The 16,598-nt window shown below is 54.3% G+C and carries 15 protein-coding genes; 8 read left to right on the top strand and 7 right to left on the bottom strand.

Going from position 1 to position 16,598, the window contains the following annotated elements; genetic code table 11:
- Nucleotides 1–324: 324 nt before the first annotated feature.
- Both ACT3UM_RS21240 and ACT3UM_RS21235 read right to left on the bottom strand, forming a co-directional pair.
- Nucleotides 325–666 (bottom strand): hypothetical protein, encoded by a 342-nt coding sequence (locus ACT3UM_RS21240; protein ID WP_498902045.1) that lies wholly within the window; start codon nucleotides 664–666, stop codon nucleotides 325–327.
- 758 nt (nucleotides 667–1,424) lie between these two features.
- Nucleotides 1,425–3,068, bottom strand: coding sequence for a phosphoadenosine phosphosulfate reductase domain-containing protein (locus tag ACT3UM_RS21235; RefSeq protein ID WP_498902044.1), 1,644 nt, complete (start codon nucleotides 3,066–3,068; stop codon nucleotides 1,425–1,427).
- A gap of 233 nt (nucleotides 3,069–3,301) precedes the next feature.
- Here ACT3UM_RS21235 and ACT3UM_RS21230 point away from each other — a divergent pair, with 233 nt between their 5' ends.
- The 5 genes from ACT3UM_RS21230 to ACT3UM_RS21210 all read left to right on the top strand — a co-directional run bounded on the left by ACT3UM_RS21230 (nucleotide 3,302) and on the right by ACT3UM_RS21210 (nucleotide 7,127).
- A complete protein-coding gene (locus ACT3UM_RS21230) occupies nucleotides 3,302–3,583 on the top strand; it encodes a hypothetical protein (protein WP_498902043.1) in 282 nt (93 codons plus the stop codon).
- Nucleotides 3,584–3,656: 73 nt separating this feature from the next.
- Nucleotides 3,657–3,905, top strand: coding sequence for a hypothetical protein (locus ACT3UM_RS21225; protein WP_498902042.1), 249 nt, complete (start codon nucleotides 3,657–3,659; stop codon nucleotides 3,903–3,905).
- A 44-nt stretch (nucleotides 3,906–3,949) separates the two neighbouring features.
- Nucleotides 3,950–4,324, top strand: a complete 375-nt coding sequence (locus ACT3UM_RS21220; protein WP_498902041.1) for a hypothetical protein — start codon at nucleotides 3,950–3,952, stop codon at nucleotides 4,322–4,324.
- Between the two features lie 65 nt (nucleotides 4,325–4,389).
- Complete coding sequence (locus ACT3UM_RS21215; RefSeq protein WP_498902096.1) at nucleotides 4,390–5,070, top strand: IS5 family transposase; 681 nt, start codon at nucleotides 4,390–4,392, stop codon at nucleotides 5,068–5,070.
- Between the two features lie 362 nt (nucleotides 5,071–5,432).
- Entirely contained in the window at nucleotides 5,433–7,127 is a 1,695-nt protein-coding gene (locus ACT3UM_RS21210; protein ID WP_498902040.1) for an LA2681 family HEPN domain-containing protein, read from the top strand.
- Between the two features lie 336 nt (nucleotides 7,128–7,463).
- Here ACT3UM_RS21210 and ACT3UM_RS21205 read toward each other — a convergent pair whose 3' ends face one another.
- Nucleotides 7,464–8,825, bottom strand: a complete 1,362-nt coding sequence (locus ACT3UM_RS21205; RefSeq protein WP_172416000.1) for an IS1380 family transposase — start codon at nucleotides 8,823–8,825, stop codon at nucleotides 7,464–7,466.
- Between the two features lie 225 nt (nucleotides 8,826–9,050).
- Nucleotides 9,051–10,370, bottom strand: a complete 1,320-nt coding sequence (locus ACT3UM_RS21200; RefSeq protein WP_031218338.1) for an IS1380 family transposase — start codon at nucleotides 10,368–10,370, stop codon at nucleotides 9,051–9,053.
- Nucleotides 10,371–10,743: 373 nt separating this feature from the next.
- Between ACT3UM_RS21200 and ACT3UM_RS21195 the strand changes: the two genes are divergently transcribed.
- Genes ACT3UM_RS21195 through corA form a run of 3 tightly spaced genes read left to right on the top strand, consistent with a single transcriptional unit; the run spans nucleotide 10,744 to nucleotide 13,603 of the window.
- The gene (locus ACT3UM_RS21195; RefSeq protein ID WP_023006435.1) at nucleotides 10,744–11,544 is read left to right on the top strand and encodes an undecaprenyl-diphosphate phosphatase; all 801 of its coding nucleotides are present in this window, start codon (nucleotides 10,744–10,746) and stop codon (nucleotides 11,542–11,544) included.
- An 8-nt stretch (nucleotides 11,545–11,552) separates the two neighbouring features.
- A complete protein-coding gene (locus ACT3UM_RS21190) occupies nucleotides 11,553–12,650 on the top strand; it encodes an FAD:protein FMN transferase (protein WP_197671990.1) in 1,098 nt (365 codons plus the stop codon).
- On the top strand, nucleotides 12,650–13,603 hold the full coding sequence (gene corA / locus ACT3UM_RS21185; protein ID WP_498902039.1) for a magnesium/cobalt transporter CorA: 954 nt from the start codon (nucleotides 12,650–12,652) through the stop codon (nucleotides 13,601–13,603). The genes ACT3UM_RS21190 and corA overlap by 1 nt, the downstream gene beginning before the upstream one ends.
- 251 nt (nucleotides 13,604–13,854) lie before the next feature.
- On the opposite strand, the gene ACT3UM_RS21180 is transcribed toward corA, so the two are convergent.
- The 3 genes from ACT3UM_RS21180 to ACT3UM_RS21170 form a co-directional block, all read right to left on the bottom strand.
- The gene (locus ACT3UM_RS21180) at nucleotides 13,855–14,457 is read right to left on the bottom strand and encodes an exopolysaccharide biosynthesis protein (protein WP_081712043.1); all 603 of its coding nucleotides are present in this window, start codon (nucleotides 14,455–14,457) and stop codon (nucleotides 13,855–13,857) included.
- A 223-nt stretch (nucleotides 14,458–14,680) separates the two neighbouring features.
- Entirely contained in the window at nucleotides 14,681–15,934 is a 1,254-nt protein-coding gene (locus ACT3UM_RS21175; protein ID WP_498902038.1) for an IS256 family transposase, read from the bottom strand.
- A gap of 63 nt (nucleotides 15,935–15,997) precedes the next feature.
- Nucleotides 15,998–16,576 carry a YqhA family protein gene (locus tag ACT3UM_RS21170; RefSeq protein WP_023006438.1) on the bottom strand — a complete coding sequence of 193 codons (579 nt, stop codon included), beginning with the start codon at nucleotides 16,574–16,576 and terminating at the stop codon, nucleotides 15,998–16,000.
- Nucleotides 16,577–16,598 lie beyond the last annotated feature (22 nt).

Below are 16,598 nucleotides of genomic sequence, written 5' to 3'. Positions count from 1 at the left end.
CTCTCTATCTGTCAGACGGTCTAGTTGCCCCCGTATTTGATCGGCAGCCCTTCCAAGAGCGTCCTCCCGGGTCTGGGCAAATTTGCCCCACTTAGGCAACGGCCTGTACCCGCTCTCGCTGCCGTTTGAAGAGTTGATCGATACTGCCCACATCCACCGGCCCTCATGGGGCTCAAGCTGGATTCGTGCCAGCGCCAGCTCCATTTCTTTTGACCCGCCGAGCGCTATCATCCGCTAAGTACGCATGATTGCCATGTCGTTCACGTTCAAGTCGGCGTTGAACAACATATCCAGTTGAATTTCAGCAAGCATGCCTACCCCTTGCTAGCAAACGAACAGAGTGCTGGTGCCTGCCAGGAATGAAATAGCAGTCACCACCATGCCAATAATTGTCATAACAAGATTGCAACGCTTGGCTTTTGGCAAATCGCGAAACCCCTTATCCCAGCCGCTATCGTTAACGGTTTGATAAGCGGGAAGGAGGATAGACAAAATGGTCGCGCCATAAATCAAAGAGGCGTTGAGATTTATAGTGAAGACAAAATACAACACTAAAATGGCTAATAAAGTGATGATAACCAAATAGTGAAACATGAGTTGCTTTACCGTTTCCGCAAATGTTTTTTTTCTGTCTGGCATGTTTTTGGTGGGCTTACTGGAGGTCATCTATTTGATCCTTTTTTTTCTTAGGTCAGTTGAAGTGGGCGTTTCCAAGGATAGGGCGTCGATCGGCATGGTCTTCAGCAGACTATTCCCCCCTAGGTTTTTCCCAAAGTTACAGCGTACCTGGATGCCGGCCGGAGTGCTCCAATGGCGGACTACAGTAGCTTTATTGCCAGGCGCGCTGTCCGCATAGAAATAGCGTGTTTGAACCTGTAGGCCACGCTTCAGGGTTTCCGGCAGGACTGCAGGCGAATTGAGCGGAGGGTATATGCTATGGCTGTTCATGGTTGATACCTGGCCATTGGTTAGCGTTTAGAGGCGCTTTACGATGTCGTTACGAGTCTCGGAGGTCGCCATAATGCGGCCTGTTTTATGCCACCGCTCAGCTGTACCGCATTCCGAATAGTGCCCCACGCAGTTCAAGTCATGCCGTGCTGAAGTGCGTTCAATAGTGACCCGCTCCCCACCGCGAGTGAGATAGTCACCAGGCCCTTCAATGATTGTTGGTAGCGAGAAGAGTGGAATGAAGTAAATGGACATTTTGGCTCCCAATAAGGCGTCGTTGACTAAGCAACCCTATAATAGTGTGCAAAGCACACTTTATGCAATTATTTTGCACACTATTTTTATGCCATAATTCGGCTGAAAACAGGCAGAAAGCCATATCGCTCATGCGATTGCAGGGGGTGGTCAAGAATCGGGGGAGTGTGCGAAAGGTTACGGTGCTACAGGCCCCGGCTCTCGCCGGGGGACGGCTTATGTCAGCTGGCCATTTCCAACTGAAAGTCATCACTATCCAACGTGGGACGGCCACCACTGAATGCCCAGCTCATCACGCCCTCTTCACGCAACCTTGCGACAGCTGTGAGGCGACGGTCGATCTCGCTGCGACGGCCTGCCGGAATACTGACTACGCCTCGGATCAGCAGAGAGTTAGCCACGCTCTCCGGTGTCTTCGTGTTTTCCATCGCCAGCCAATCGCCTTCGATCGACAACATTTCCATCGCCCCTTCTGGATCGACTTCAAGACGAGCGCTGGCGGCGACTGTGACGCCTGCAGCTGCCATCAGCGGAGTGGTGGTAGAGCCCATGGTTTCCCCTGCCAATGGATGCAGAGCCTGTCCGCCTGCTTGTACCGGCTGGTTTGTGCTGGCGCTGGGGATCGGAAACCGTTTTCCCTGGTGGTAAACCTCGACCCAGGCACGGGTAGCCTCCCAAGGGCGAACCTGGAGACCGCGGATAGCCCAGCTCCACTCGATCGCGACCAGCTCTTGAGGTGTGATGATCTGAAAGGCGGGCTGGTCCGAACGCTCCATCTCCTCGGCGTCTATGGTCAGGCAGGCTCGCAGCAGGTCGAGCAGCACGCGACCACTGTAGCCGGCAGCACTGATATTGATGGCGCCGCTATCCTTGATGTCGGTACCAACGAAATTACGGGCACTGGCGTCATGTCGAAGCGAGACGATGTACTGACGAAGCGCCAGCAACGGCCCCATCTCGGGATTGTCCTTAGCCATGTTGCTCAGGCTTTCGTCAGAGCGGCCCGCATACGGGCAGGCCCAGCATCCTGTTCGCGCCCCACACGGCGTCCGCTTGCCGCTGTCGCCGACAATTGAGCATTCACCGTTTGCGCTGTTGTAAACCTCAAGCACATCGGCCAGAGAGTCGGTATAGCTCGGGAAAGGGCCACCCTTACCAAAGGGTTGAGAGAACAGGATGAAGTCCCATACATCGCTGGTGGTCCAGCTGGCGATAGGGTAAGTGAGCAGACGCCCCTGATGCTCGACTACCTCGGTGCTGGCGCCCTGATCTTCCATGTTGGCCGCACGACGAGCGGATTCCTCGAACCGGCTGCCCAGCAGCGTGATTTGACGCACTCCCTTGGGAAGGGATTTGGCGTGCTGGCGCTTGAGGGTATCGATCGGTTTGATCTTCCAGTCAACCGAGCAGTATTGGCTTTGACCTTCACTTGGCCACGCCATTTGCCGGCGCCCACCAAGTACGCTGACCTGCCAGCTCTCGGCCAAGCTGGGCATGGCCCATTTGGCTTTAAGGGGAACGCCAGCCTCGGCGACGAAGGCCCGCATAGCCTGGAGGTGTCGACCAACGTGGCGCTCGATCACGGGATTCTTGATGCCGGTGTTTGATGACACTGCTAGGTGCTCAATGTCAGCTGGTAATCTGCCTTCTTGCGCCAGCTCGGCCAGCGCCGCCAGTGCAATGCTTGTGACCACGGTTGAGTCTTTGCCGCCAGAGTAGGCAATCACAAGCGAGGTAGGTTGGTCGGTAACAATAGCCTTCAGAAGATCGATGGCCTGACGAACGCGCTCGGGCAGTGGTGGCGAAACAGGCTCGAATGTGGCCGGCATAGCGGTGTCGGTGTCGAGGTTGATCGCTAGGTTCATGTTGTGCCTTTAAGTCGTGTAGCCGATGACCCCTATAATAGTGTGCAATGCACACTTTATCAAGCAAGGCGCACACTTTTTTAAGGATAGGATGGGTGGCCGGTGAGAGCTTTAGACATACTTTATCCTTGCCCTCATGGGTTCTTGTTTGTGCTTCTGGACGATAGGCAAGTATTGAAATGGTGTGCATTGCACATTAAACTGTCATCAGTACCTATGAAAATGGAGGCCTCATGACGTCAACCGCGCAGCTCGAGACAATCAAAGAGCATCCTGAGATCCAGCGGCTGATTCGTGACAATGAGTTCATTGCCCAGCTGGAGCCCTGGTCTGTCGTGGAGATACACCAAGCGGTCGATGTGCTGGTGGGGATCGACCTCGACTTGCGAGACTCCACGCTGTTTGGCGATCTGCTGGCGCATTTCAACCAGGACAGCACCTCTGCCCTTCCCGATACGTTCGTCCGAGAGAGTGCCAGGGATCGCGCCAGACGCTGTTGGGGTTTAGAGGCCTAGTCTTCCCCTTAAAGCGTCATTCAAGAACTAGCGCTGCTGGCATTAGCCTGTGGCGATATATAGAGAGACATTCATGAGCACTTCCGAGACACCAACGAATGAAGCCCTCCGTCAACTTATGGAGAGGCATGGCTTGAACCAGACCCATGTGGCCACCCTGACTGGGTACAGCGTGGAGACGGTGAAGGGTTGGTTCGCCTCGCCTGGCTCGACCCGCTACCGCGCGGTGCGCAAGCCCGTATTAGAGTCGGTGCGCCGCGCCATTGAGCTAGGTGAGCACTACAAGCTGGATGGGATAAAGATTCCTAAGGCGAAGAGCTAACGCTGATAGACATGGAGCTGAATGAGATGCCCCCGGAAACATCTATGACTACAAGCAACATGGCAATTCAGATCGACCTTGAGTACACGGCCGATCGCAAGTGCGTGATGCGCCTGGTGGCAGTAGTGAACCAAGATGGGCGACTGCAGGCTGAAGAGATATATGGCTATTCAAAAGAACGTAGCGACCCTGGCGAGTTATTGACCCTCTACCCTCTCCTGCTCACAGACGTGAACAAGGGCTGCCGTTGCTACCAGGCAGAGTGGAGTCACGGCGATTCCACAGAGACTTTCATCGACTTCCTTGACCGGCCCTTAGCAGAGGGCCAGGAAATTGAACGTGTCGACACCTCCGAGGGTGTATCGGAGCGCTCGGTTTATGCCATTACTTCGATTACGCCCTGGCTGGGAGTGGGCTGAAAATCGGAAGTGGCCATCACTAAGGGGACTCTGAAAACGTCCCTGACTTCAGCGATAATACGGCTATCGTCAACTGCATAGGGTTCAATGCTGCCATTGATCAAATCACCTTTTCCGAAGCCGAGTACCAGAACAAGAAGCGAGAGACTCTTCACGAAATCTTTCTGAAGCGGATGGACAAGCTGATTCCCTGGCAGCCGCTGGAGAAAAAGGTAGCCCGTTATTACCCCGAGGGTGAGAGCGGCCGGCTTCCGTATTCGTTGTCTGCCATGCTCCAAGTCCACTGCATGCAGTTGTTCTACAACCTGAGCGATCCGGCCATGGAAGACGCCCTCTACGAGATTGATTCCATGCGGCAATTCGCCGGTTTGAAGCTGGATCGGTTGCCGGACGAAACGACGATTATCAAGCTTCGTCATTTTCTGGAACGACACGCCCTTAGCAAGGTGCTGTTCCAGGAAGTGAACAAGCACCTGGAGAAAAACGGCCTAATGTTGCGCGAAGGCAGCATTGTTGATGCCACGATCATTTCTGCGCCGAGTTTCACCAAAAACAAAAAAGGCAAGCGTGATCCAGAGATGCACCAGACTAAAAAAGGGGGCTCTTGGCACTTTGGCATGAAAATGTACATCGGTGTCGACGATAATCTTGGGTTGATTCACAGCATTGAGACCACAGGTGCCAATGTGCATGACATTGTGCCTGCCGATCAGTTGCTTCAGGGAAGAGCAGCGCGTCTTCGGTGATGCCGGTTATCTGGGGATTCAAAAACGAGATGAGCACACGCACCGCAACGACGATATCCTCAGTCCGAGCCCAGGCAGATGCCTCTGCCACGTCACGGCGCAGCTCGTTTCGCTCCTCAGGAATCAACTAACGCACTCCGGATTCGCCCCCTCAGCCTGGTCCAGAGACCAACGCATACTCTCTGCCTTGACTGCTTCTGCCGATGCCTGTGATGCTCGGCACTCTTGCTCGCTCATACCACCCCCTCAAACTTATACTAAGAGTAAAGTGCTCAGTGTATATTTTTTTCGCAAATGAAGAAATTATGTTGATTTATGATAACTGGTAGATTGTCAATATTAAATGGTAAAAGGAGCTCTTCATGATCATGACAACAGATGAAATTAACAATTTAAGTGAAGAAGCTGATTTACATATATTAAACAGAGACTATGAAGCCCTAGAAAATCTTATTGAGAGATTGACATCAGAAGAGTTTGAATTTGAACACCCTTTTTATGAGGCTCATTACCTTTACACAATAGCAAACTGCTATTCCTTACTCTACGAGGCTCGAAGAGTTGAATGGTACTCAGACGACCTAATGAAAGCCATAATCTATTATAGAAAATCTCTTCACAAAATCCCAAAACCTGACTGGAATCAAAAGGCTGAAAATACTCAGGCATTTAATAACCTCAAGTCAATGGTTCTAACCAACTTGGCTAACCATCTTTCTTCTCAAGGAAGGGCTTTATGTTGCATACCTCTTTATGATGAAGCCATAGCTATAAATAAAAAAATAGAAGCGATTGCATCAAAGGCTAGAAACCAGCTCTTTCTTGGCGAATCGCTATATGACAACGGGCACAAAGAGTATCACTACTTTATCGCCTACAGGCTTACCAAAGAGGCAGTAGAGAATATCGGAGAACTATATCCTGAACATAGAGTAGACTTAGAAGGTGACGGGTATCTAATTAAATTTAAGGAATGGTTCGAGGAAAACTTTGAGGAATCTTCATTCGATTACTTTTCAGAAGAGTATAACAGCTCAAAGACGAGAAAAGAAAAACAATACCTGCAATGGTGCGCAAAGAATAAGCTATTTATTAACGATCTAAATGATGTCTGCGATTACGAGATATCCCATCAGGATGTTCTTGCTCTTCCTTCTTTCTCACAATCTATAAATTCAACTCTCACCATGCATGAAGAGCTAGCGTATCATGGCAACTTTGATGAAATAAAAAATGACTACTGCTACGCACGCTACTTATTTTTTACTGCCCACAGCATACCTGATGAAGAACAGCACTTCTACAACTCAACATACCGACATGTTGACGACATGTCTCACTCAATCAACAACCTAAAAACAAGTCATTACAAAACCTCATTCCGGATACTTTATTCATTATTCGATAAGATAGCTTATTCAATAAGTCGCTTTTTTGATCTTAATAACATAAAAGATGACAACATGATAAGCATTGACAACCTATTTCGAGACTTCAAGTCAAATAACTGGAGAAAGAAATGGAAGCCAAATAAAAAGCTAGAAACTAGCGACAATCATTTCATTCATGCCTTATTTTACATATTAAAAGACATTCGCGACGTTAAACACACTTCATCTGTATCAAAATGGATAGACCCAGACGCTAAAGCATTTTCTGAAATAAGGAATGCCATGGAGCATAGATCACTTAAAATAGTAGATGATTTTGGTTATGAGCTGACAACCTCACATAACAGCTATCATGACAGTGAAATAGAAAAACTTAACTTAGAGATTGAAAAAATAAAAGAGCAGTTAAAATCCTCCTTACCTCCCGAAGAATCCAGATCGCTAGAATCTGACCTGGAAAAGCTCGAATCGAATCTTTATGAAAAGAAAAAACTAAGCTCGCATTCTCTATTAATGCCTTTGAGTCAATTTGAGTCCCGGCTGATGACGCTAATAAAACTGGCAAGAAACTCAATCATTTATCTGTCACTATCCATCCACCTCGATGAAATAAAGCGCCCCAATGATAAGATATACTTGCCAAAGAGTGTCCCCTTAAAAGATTAAATCAAAAATAAGGCCGACTGTACCGGCTTATCGTAATATTAGTTCCATTCTCAGCTTCATAGTTCTGATCTCGGCTAAATAATGGAGGAGGACCTTTTCATGGTACCTGAATCCGTGAAGCCGGCGCCGACACTTTCCCTATCACCGCCAGCGAGCACTTTTTGATCATTCGCCCCGTGCAAGTTGGCTTTCGCAAGCCCGTTATTGCCAAAACCCACCGTGCTGATCGGTGCTGACGGCCCGTTTTGTCATGCCTTTCCACCCGCCAGGCACGACATATCTGGCGATCGCGTGTCGCTTGGAACTGCTTGTGGATAGAGTGTCGCCGATTGACGGTCAGCATGGCGTTCCTCGTGGATAACGCAGTCGGCTCCGCAGCGTCTTGAGCACCGTCATGCGCCCGATATCCTGCCCGAAGTCGAGGATGATCTGCCGTGCCTTGTGAATCACGAGAGCCGCACGGTGCACCAGCTCTTGTAGCACGGTGCGCAGCCGGCGCCGCTTGGCCGGGTGGCGAACCGGGCTCAGCTCGCCGGTCATGCCCAGCTGTCCCATCAGGCGCAGGATGTTGTAGGCCAACTGGGCGAGATGCAGGATCAGATCGTTGGTGGCGAACTTGCCGGACGGCAAGCGCTCCAGGTCGAGATCGGTCTTGATCTCGCTGTGAAACTGCTCATGGGTGGCATGCGCCTGGTAGCGTTTGATCACCGCCTCCGGCGCCTCGTCCAGGCTGGTCCACCAGCCTTCCAACTCATAGTCCGGTTCGAGCAGCAACTGGCCATCGCCATCGGCGGTGCGCTCTACCAGGCGCATCACGCGTTGGACGACGTATTCGGTCTTGTTGTCGTCGTGGATCGAGACGGTCTGCGTCCACAGCGCCTGGCGCTTGCCAGGACGCAGCTCTTCCCAGTAGTCCGCCGCCACCGCCAGCCAGGTATCTCGATCAGCCGTGGCCGAGCCACGCGGGTTCCATTTGACGACATAGTCGAGCCGGCGCCCCTCGTCGGCAAAGACCTGGCGTTGCTGTTCGAGAAGCGCCAGGTGCGCCTGGCTGTCGAAGCCGCTGTCCTCGCGTAACAGGATCGGTTGCTTGGTCAAGCATTGGGCGCGAGGCAGTACCCGCTCCAGGAAGGCGTTGCTCTCCTTCATGGTGTGCTGCTTGCCAGGCCGCAGTTCCAGACCCAGGCACCACCCTTCGTTGCCCAGATAGGCGGCGATCGGGGTGTAGCCATCGACCTTCTGGTAGGTCCGCGAGACGCCTTCCTTCTTCGAGTTGCTGTTGTCCATGACGAAGGTGTCGATGTCCAGGCAGACGTGCGTCGTCTCGGCGGTGATCGGTGCTTCGATCAGTGACAGCAGGGTCGTGGACCAGGTGGCGGTGCGCGCCTGCAGGTCGTTGGCGGCAAGTTTTTCCAGCCGCTGTCGCAGCGTCGCCGCGCTCGGCACCTTCTGCAGGGTCAGCAGTTGTTGGAAGGGCTTGTCGCGGCGGAAGTTCTCGACAGCGTCATAGTCGCTCATGCCCAGACACAGCAGGCCCAGGTAGCTCTTGATCACGTCACTGGTGCGCATGCCCAGCGTGGTGGGGAAGCGGCTGTCGATGCTGTCGACGCCAGCGATCTCGAAGCATTGCCCGATGATGGACAGCCCGGCGTGGCTGGTGAGGGTGCGGCGACTGGCGCGGAACTTTATGTTGGGCATGGCACTGTCTGGGTGAATGGCGATAATGGCTATATTGCCATGCAGGTCAGTGGGTTAGCCCGGATGTTGCATCGGGTTGGTCAGCAGCACCCAAATGCCAGGTTTGGTGGCGATGATGCCGCCCAGAGCTGGAAGTTGGCTATATATTGATCAATTTCCTGAGCTCAAGGCGCATTTCCCCCTACCCCCATGTGTTTTCTGTGCCGGGGACAGCACGCCGCGGCGCTATCCCGGCACCAGCTTGCTGGCCAGCTTCAGGAAGAGGTCCTGCTCCGGGTACTGGCTGCTCAACATCAGCCGAATCGTGCGCGTGTTGCGGGTGATGACAGCGCCGATCTTCAGCAGCTTCAGGCGGAGGGTGTTGACCTGGGCCTGGGCGAAGGCGGTGCGCTTGAGGTAGACCCGGCGCAGCCGCTCCAGCAGCAGGTAGGCCAACCCCGACAGCAGCAGTCGGTACTGGTTGGGCCACCATTCGTGGCAGCTGGTGCGGTCGGAGAACAGGAACTGCTGCTCCTTGATACGGTTCTCCATCTCGCCCCGAGCACAGTAGCGGTGGTCATAGAGCCACTCGGCGCTGCAGCCGCGCAGGCTGGTGACCACATAGCGGGTGTTGAAGCCACGCCGGCTGGTCTCGGACTTGACGATGACCTTTCGTCGACGCTCCTTCCAGCTCTTGGCAGCGTACTCGATGAAGCCGAAGACACGCTCCTTCTCCCAGGTCTTCTCGAAGCGGATGGCCGACGCGTAGTCGATGTTCAGAGCCAGCTTGGCCAAGCGCTTGTTGCCGGCGAGGCCGATGATGTAATCGACGCCGTGGCGGTCACACCAGTTGAGGATCAGTGGACGGCAGAAGCCGCTGTCGCCTCGGAAGACGATCTTCACCTCAGGCCACGCCTGGCGCAGCCGCCGGACCAACAGGGCGAGGATGGCACCGGCGTGGTGAGCGGCATCCAGCGAGGCCGGACGCAGATAGCTGACCAGCAGCTGGTCGCCACAGAATACGAACAGCGGCAGGAAGATGTAGTGGTTGTAGTAGCCGTTGAAGTGCCGCCCGAGCTGCTGGCCATGCACCCGATCGTCGGTGGCATCGAAGTCGAGGTAGAGCGGTTTCTTGGGTGGCCGCCGGAACGAGCGGATGAACTGCTCGATCATCTCTTCGTGGATGGTGATCGCCCAGTCCCGGTCGGCTTGCTGCTCGAAGCGGCACAAGGTGGACTGACTGGCCAGCACGCCATCGGTATCGACGGCGGTCTGCAGGGCGATATCGTGACGCAGGGCCTGGTGGTCATTGAGATCCTCATAGCCCAGCGCCAGGCCGAACACGCGCTGCCGGACCAGGGTTTCGGTGCGATGCAGGCAGCGCTGAGCGTCGCGCTCGTCGCTGAGCCGGCGAGCGACGGCGCGGGTCAGGCCCATCTCGCGATCGAGCTGCCGCAGCAGCAGGATACCGCCGTCGGAAGTGAGATCACCGCCATCGAAACGGGCGATGACCTGACGGCCTTTGCAGCGTGGAAAGGAAGCGGACGGCGTGGTACATTTTGTCATGGCGGCTGAGGCGGTTGGTTCTTGTGTAGGAGCTTGAATTATAACCGATTTTCAGCCGCCTTTTTCATGTCTTATGCAATATCCAGGTTAGAAGTGCTTCCGGGGGCCGGTCTCACGGATTCAGGATTAAGTTTAGGGTGCATCCAGTACTGGAAAATCTCCAGCAACAGCAACATCGTGGACGAACTGAAAAACCAAGGCGAAACGGTGGACGACGACACACTGGCACACAACTCATTATTGCCTTACAAACACGTGCTGCCCAAAGGCACTTATTTCATCAACAAAAAGGAAACGCAATCCCTATGAGACAAAGAAAACTTTGGCCCCACATTCCCGCTTGCCATGACGAAACATTGGCGTGGGAGGTTTGATGGAAGTAGTTCAGGCCTTCTGGTTGGGCATCATTCAGGGCATCACTGAATTTTTGCCGATTTCCAGCTCCGCGCATCTGATTCTGGCTCCGGTGTTGGTTGGCTGGGCTGACCAAGGTGTCGCTTTTGACTTAGCGGTACATGTGGGCACTTTACTCGCCGTGATGTTGTATTTTCGTCGCGATGTTGGAGATTTGACCAAGGACAGCGTTACTTCGCTGATTCAGCGACGCTTTATCGGACAAGGCCTGATGGCAGGCTACCTGGTTATCGGCACCGTTCCAGCTGCACTGGCCGGTTTGCTCTTGCTGGATCTGATTGACACCCAACTGCGTTCTGTCGCGATCATCTTTTTCACCACGTTAATTTTTGGCTTGTTGCTGGGCTGGGCGGATTGGTGTCCCAAACAGAGCCGGAAGATCACCACATTGACCTGGAGAGATGTGCTGTTAGTCGGTGCAGCCCAAGCACTGTCACTCGTTCCCGGCACCTCCCGTTCGGGTGTGACCATCACTGCTGGGTTGATGTTAGGCCTCAGTCGAGAGGCAGCAGCTCGCTTTTCCTTCCTTCTGGCCATTCCCATTACCGCGCTGGCCGCTTCCGCCAAATTGCTGGAGGTGGCCACTGGTGATATTGCAGTGGATTGGATCGCGTTCCTAGTGGGCGGACTGACCTCCTTCGCTATGGCGCTAACAGCCATCCACTTTTTTCTGAAATGGCTCAACCGCTTTGGGATGTGGCCCTATGTGGTCTATCGCCTGGGGCTGGCTGCCCTGATTTACTGGGTTCTGATGAGATAAGGAGTACGATGGTAATTGTTTCAGTGGCTATTCAGGGGCTTGGCACAATAGCTGGGAAAGCCTCCAGATTGGTCAGCATGAGGCTTAAATGGCCTGTAGTGTTTGCCATCGCTTCGGTGCTATCAGGATGTGATTCATTCGACAATCAGGTGCATAAGCTGAGTGGTGCCGCTCAGGGCACTACTTGGCATGTCAGCGTCTGGCAATCTGAAGGCGTGGACGTTAACGCGCTCCAGCAACGGATCGATGCTGAATTCAATCGCCTGGATCGCTCGTTGTCGAACTACAAACCGGATTCAGATATTGAACGTTTTAACGCCACGGAGACTACCGCTCCGATTGATGACGGCTCCGAGATCGTCGAACTGGTAGAAGCCGCAAAGCAGGTCAGTCAAGCCAGCCAGGGGTGCTATGACCTGACCATCAAACCATTGTTTGATCTTTGGGGATTCTCGGGCCAAACGCTGACACCACCGGATCCGGCTACCCTGATGCAGCAGCTACAACACGTCGGTTTTAGCAAACTAGAAACCCCGACACCCACCCAACTGCGCAAAACCGACCCGCAGATTCATGTGGATATTTCCTCCATTGCTCAAGGCTACAGCGTTGGTCGGGTTGCCACCGTAGTGGAAGCTGCTGGGATACAGAACTATCTCGTGGAGATTGGCGGAGAGCTGCAAACCCGGGGGCATAAGCCGGACAGTTCTTCCTGGCGTATTGGCGTCAAGAGGCCTCTGCCCGGTGGTCATTCGGTGCAAAAAGCCCTCACCATCCGTCAGGATGCCCCAGTTTCCGTTATGACGTCGGGCACCTACCGCCATTACTTCGATGAACAGGGCAAGCGCTACAGCCATGTCCTGGATGCCCGCACGGGCAAACCGGTCACTCACAACACGGTCTCGGTCACTGTCACTGTCATCAATGACAATCCAACCCTAGCGGACGCCTGGTCCACGGCCCTTCTCTGCCTGGGACGGGAATCCGGTATGCCGGCCGCGGATGATAATGGTATCGCCGCCTTGTTCATCACTACACACAATAACCAGTTCGAAGAAGCCGCAACCTATCGCTGGCAATCACTGAAAACAATAGAGATCCACTGATGTTGAGATTGTTTAAAATTGAAAACGGCCTGATCCACGAAATTAAATGCCCCCTCGAGGAGTTGGGTAGCCATCTGATCCAAGCCGACTGGATTGATGCCCACGAGCCGGATGAAGACGAACGTGCTCTCTTGCAACACATGCTGTGCACCGAGTTGCCCGAACCGGATGAAGTGGAAGAGATTGAAACCTCGGCCCGCTGCTTCGTGGACCAGGCCGGTATCCACGTCCACTCACTGTTTCTCGCCCAAAGCGAGGGTCGCCACACAACCGTATCCGTTGCCTGTATCCTTCAAAAAAATTGCTTGATCACCATTCGTGAAGGAGATTTGGCCGATTTCCGCCTGCTACGTATGAGAGCGCACAAGGGACAGGTGGAAGTGCAATCCCCACAAGACCTGTTGGTCACGCTGTTGGAGCAGAAAGTGGAGAACCATGCCGATGCTCTGGAAGATCTGCATCGCCAACTGGAAAAGATCAGTTATATGGTTCTAGAGGACGAGGAGTCGGAGTTGGAAGACGCCATCGGCAAACTGGCCCGCCTGGAGGACAGCAACGGAAAAATCCGCCTTTGCCTCATGGACACCCAACGGGATATTTCGTTTTTGCTGCGTCATCTAAAAACCCAACCGGAGCAGTCGGAAAGCCTACGTGAGATTATGCGCGATATCGAGAATCTCATGTCCCATACCACTTTTCTGTTCGATAAAATCAACTTTCTGATGGAGTCGACTCAGGGCTTTATTAATATCGAACAAAACCAAATCATCAAGACTTTCTCGATTGCTGCCGTAGTGTTCCTGCCGCCTACTCTCGTTGCCAGCATCTATGGAATGAATTTTGACTACATGCCGGAATTGAAGTGGTTGCTCGGCTATCCCTGGGCACTGGGGCTGATGGTTATGTCAGGCATCGCACCGTATTGGTACTTTAAACGTAAAGGATGGCTCTGATGGAAGGAAGCGAGCCGTAGGTGAAAATCGTTAAAGAATTTAAACTGGGTATCCTGATTAAATGGTTGACGATCCATTCTGATCCACCAAAGACTTAATCTCCCTAGAAGGTTGATAGATCGACGCCGCAGTTCTTCTCGACTCGGGGAAACCCCTGTTGTAGGTCATGGTGGCCTTGCCTAGGAACGGGGGACAGCTTGGTCTGCGGCGCCTTCTGCTTGTGCTTGGTGGTATTGAATATTACGCACGCATCAGTGAATCATATCGAACAACCTCAGGCTGCCGTGTAACAGTGCTACAGAGACACCACTAGCCAATACCGCAAGGCTCATACCAACCAATACTGCAATCCCATCTTGCCTCGCGAGGCCTAGCGATAGAGCCAGAATCGCCAAGCCAGGCAAGGTATTTCCAAATGGGATGGGCAATGCAATCAGTAACGCCATAACAACAATAACCCCTCCGATAACTCGCATGGCCAAAGGGGACATCAGCCCGGCCAGACGGATGCTCAGGCGGCGTTCTAGCTTATCTATAAGTGGCGTAGCGCGCTGGAAGACTTGGCGCAGCACTTCTTGCCCAATACGCCGCTGAGCGATGAAAGACGGCAAGCGGACACGCTTTGCACCGACCACCATTTGCCCACCGAGCAGCGCAAGCGCCGAGCCGAATATCATGCCAGCTGGAATGCCTGGTGTCGGAATAATGGCTGGGATCGAAAAAATTAATAGAACGAGCCCAAGTCCACGATCCCCCAGAGCGCTCAGGATATCATTCAGCGTCGGACGCCCAGCTGGCAAACGGTCAGGCAGAACACGCAATGCAGAAGCCAGGCTTGAGTTGTCACCGCTCATGGCGAAATGGTTCCCGTCTCGTAAAGGTTAGGCCTTTAGGCTTACTAGGCGTGGTCAGTCGCTTCTCCCACTCTTGCCCCGCTTAGAGAAGCACACTGTCAATTAGACCGCTGAATCCTACAATAATCAATACGAGCCAAAGCGGAATTTTCCATGCTGACGATCTCGACCTTGTCGTGATCGGTCATGCTCCGAGTTATTGTCAAATTCTGTGTATGGCCGGTCAGGCGGCAGTCCTGTCTGACTGATCGGTCAAGGGTTCGCCGTCCTTGAACTGGACGTTGTTCACGACCAGCTCCAGCTTGTTGAACCCCTTGATCCGCTTCCAGCGCTTCTGGGCGCTCTGAAGCAGCTTGAAGACCATCGCCAGGGTCGTCGCTCTGGAGCCGCAGTTCCGGCTGCGCTTGCTCCGCAGGCGGACCGTGGCGAAGGTCGACTCGATCGGGTTGGTGGTGCGGATATGCACCCAGTGTTCTGCCGGGTAGTCATAGAACGCCAGCAGCTCCTCCCGATCCTTGGCCAGGCACTCCATGGCTCTGGGGTACTTGGCCTCGAAGCGTTTCACCGTGCGATCGAAAGCCTTGTGCGCCTCATCGCGGGTCTCGGCCATCCAGATCTCATGGAGGTCGGCCTTGACCTTGGGCTGCACGGATTTCGGCAGTTTATTCAATACGTTGGCAGTCTTGTGGACCCAGCAGCGCTGGTGCTCGGTCTCTGGATAGACCTTGCTCAACGCCGCCCAGAAGCCCATGGCGCCGTCGCCAACCGCTAGCTTGGGGGCCGTCGTCAGCCCGCGCTCGCGTAGCCCCGTGAGCAGCTCTTTCCAGCTGGCCTCTGACTCACGCTGCCCATCCTCGACGACGACCAACTCCTTGCGGCCCTGCTCAGTGACGCCGATGATCACCAGCAGACACAGACGGTCATCCATGCGCACGTTGCTGTACACGCCGTCAGCCCACCAGTAGACGTAACGCTGGTCTGCCAGGTCGCGCTTCTGCCAGTCGGTATGCTCGTCCTCCCACTGCTTCTTGAGACGCGACACGGTGTTGGCCGAGAGTCCCTTGGCCTGGTCACCCAGCAGGGCCGGCAGGGCCTCCTGGTAGTCGCCGGTAGAGACTCCCTTCAGGTAGAGCCAGGGGATCAGCTCCTCGATGCTGCGGGCCCGCTTCAGGTAGGGCGGCAACAGCGCGCTGCTGAAGGTCACCCCGTCGCCACTGCGGTCACGGACGCGGGGCACCTTGATCTCGACGTCGCCGATACCGGTTTGCACGGTGCGCTCCGGCAGGTAGCCGTTGCGGACGACGACACGGCGGCCGTCTTCCAGCGTCTTGTCGGCATATTGCTCCAGAAACGTGCTCAACTCCGCCTCCACGGCCTTGGCGATCAGGTCTCGGGCCCCTTTGCGCAGCAGCTCATGCAACGGATCAGTAGCGCCGGTGTCTGGCTGCGTCACGGCTTGGAGAGTAGAATTGCTCATGGCGTATCCGTCCTATGTTGGTTGTGATCTGGCGAGATCAATCAACAGGATACGCCAGCGAGCCTACTCCCGATGATGCTTGTGAGCGCGGCTCATCAGGTAGAGGGCCCCGGCCAGGGCCAGCACCGAGAGCGCCAGGTAGATGGCATCCAGCGGTGTCTCGAAGGTGATATCCACCACCGCGCGAAAGAACTCGATGATCACCGCCAGGATCACCACCCGGGCGATCTTGTCCTTGAGCTCATCGAAGGACGAGACATTGAAGGGGTTCGAGGCCGGGTGCGACTCGGCCGGTTCGATCGGCGACACGAACAGCCGATACACCCCCAGGCCGAAGATCAGCAGCACGATCGCCACCAGGTAGATGTCCACCGCCATCACCACGCTCGGCACCACCGTCTCGTGAATATCGGGCTGCCCGCCGACCAGGTAGTAGGTCGCGGCGGTCACGGTAAGCTTGAGAATATCCAGAGTACCGATGATGAACAGCACCAGTGCCCCCAGCAGGCTCGGCACCACCGCCAGCATCACCAGCAGCCGGCTGTTCCACAGGAAGCGCTCGAAGATGCGTTCATAGCGCTTGCCGCTGGTGGAAGGCACCGCTGTATCGGGTCGAGGTTCGGGAGGGGTGGGCTGGCTCATGAGGGCTCCTTGCGATAGTAGA

Origin of the sequence: Halomonas sp. AOP13-D3-9, assembly GCF_052379125.1 — a bacterium.
Taxonomy (GTDB): Bacteria; Pseudomonadota; Gammaproteobacteria; order Pseudomonadales; family Halomonadaceae; genus Vreelandella.
This window is presented reverse-complemented; position numbering and strand designations above follow the sequence as displayed.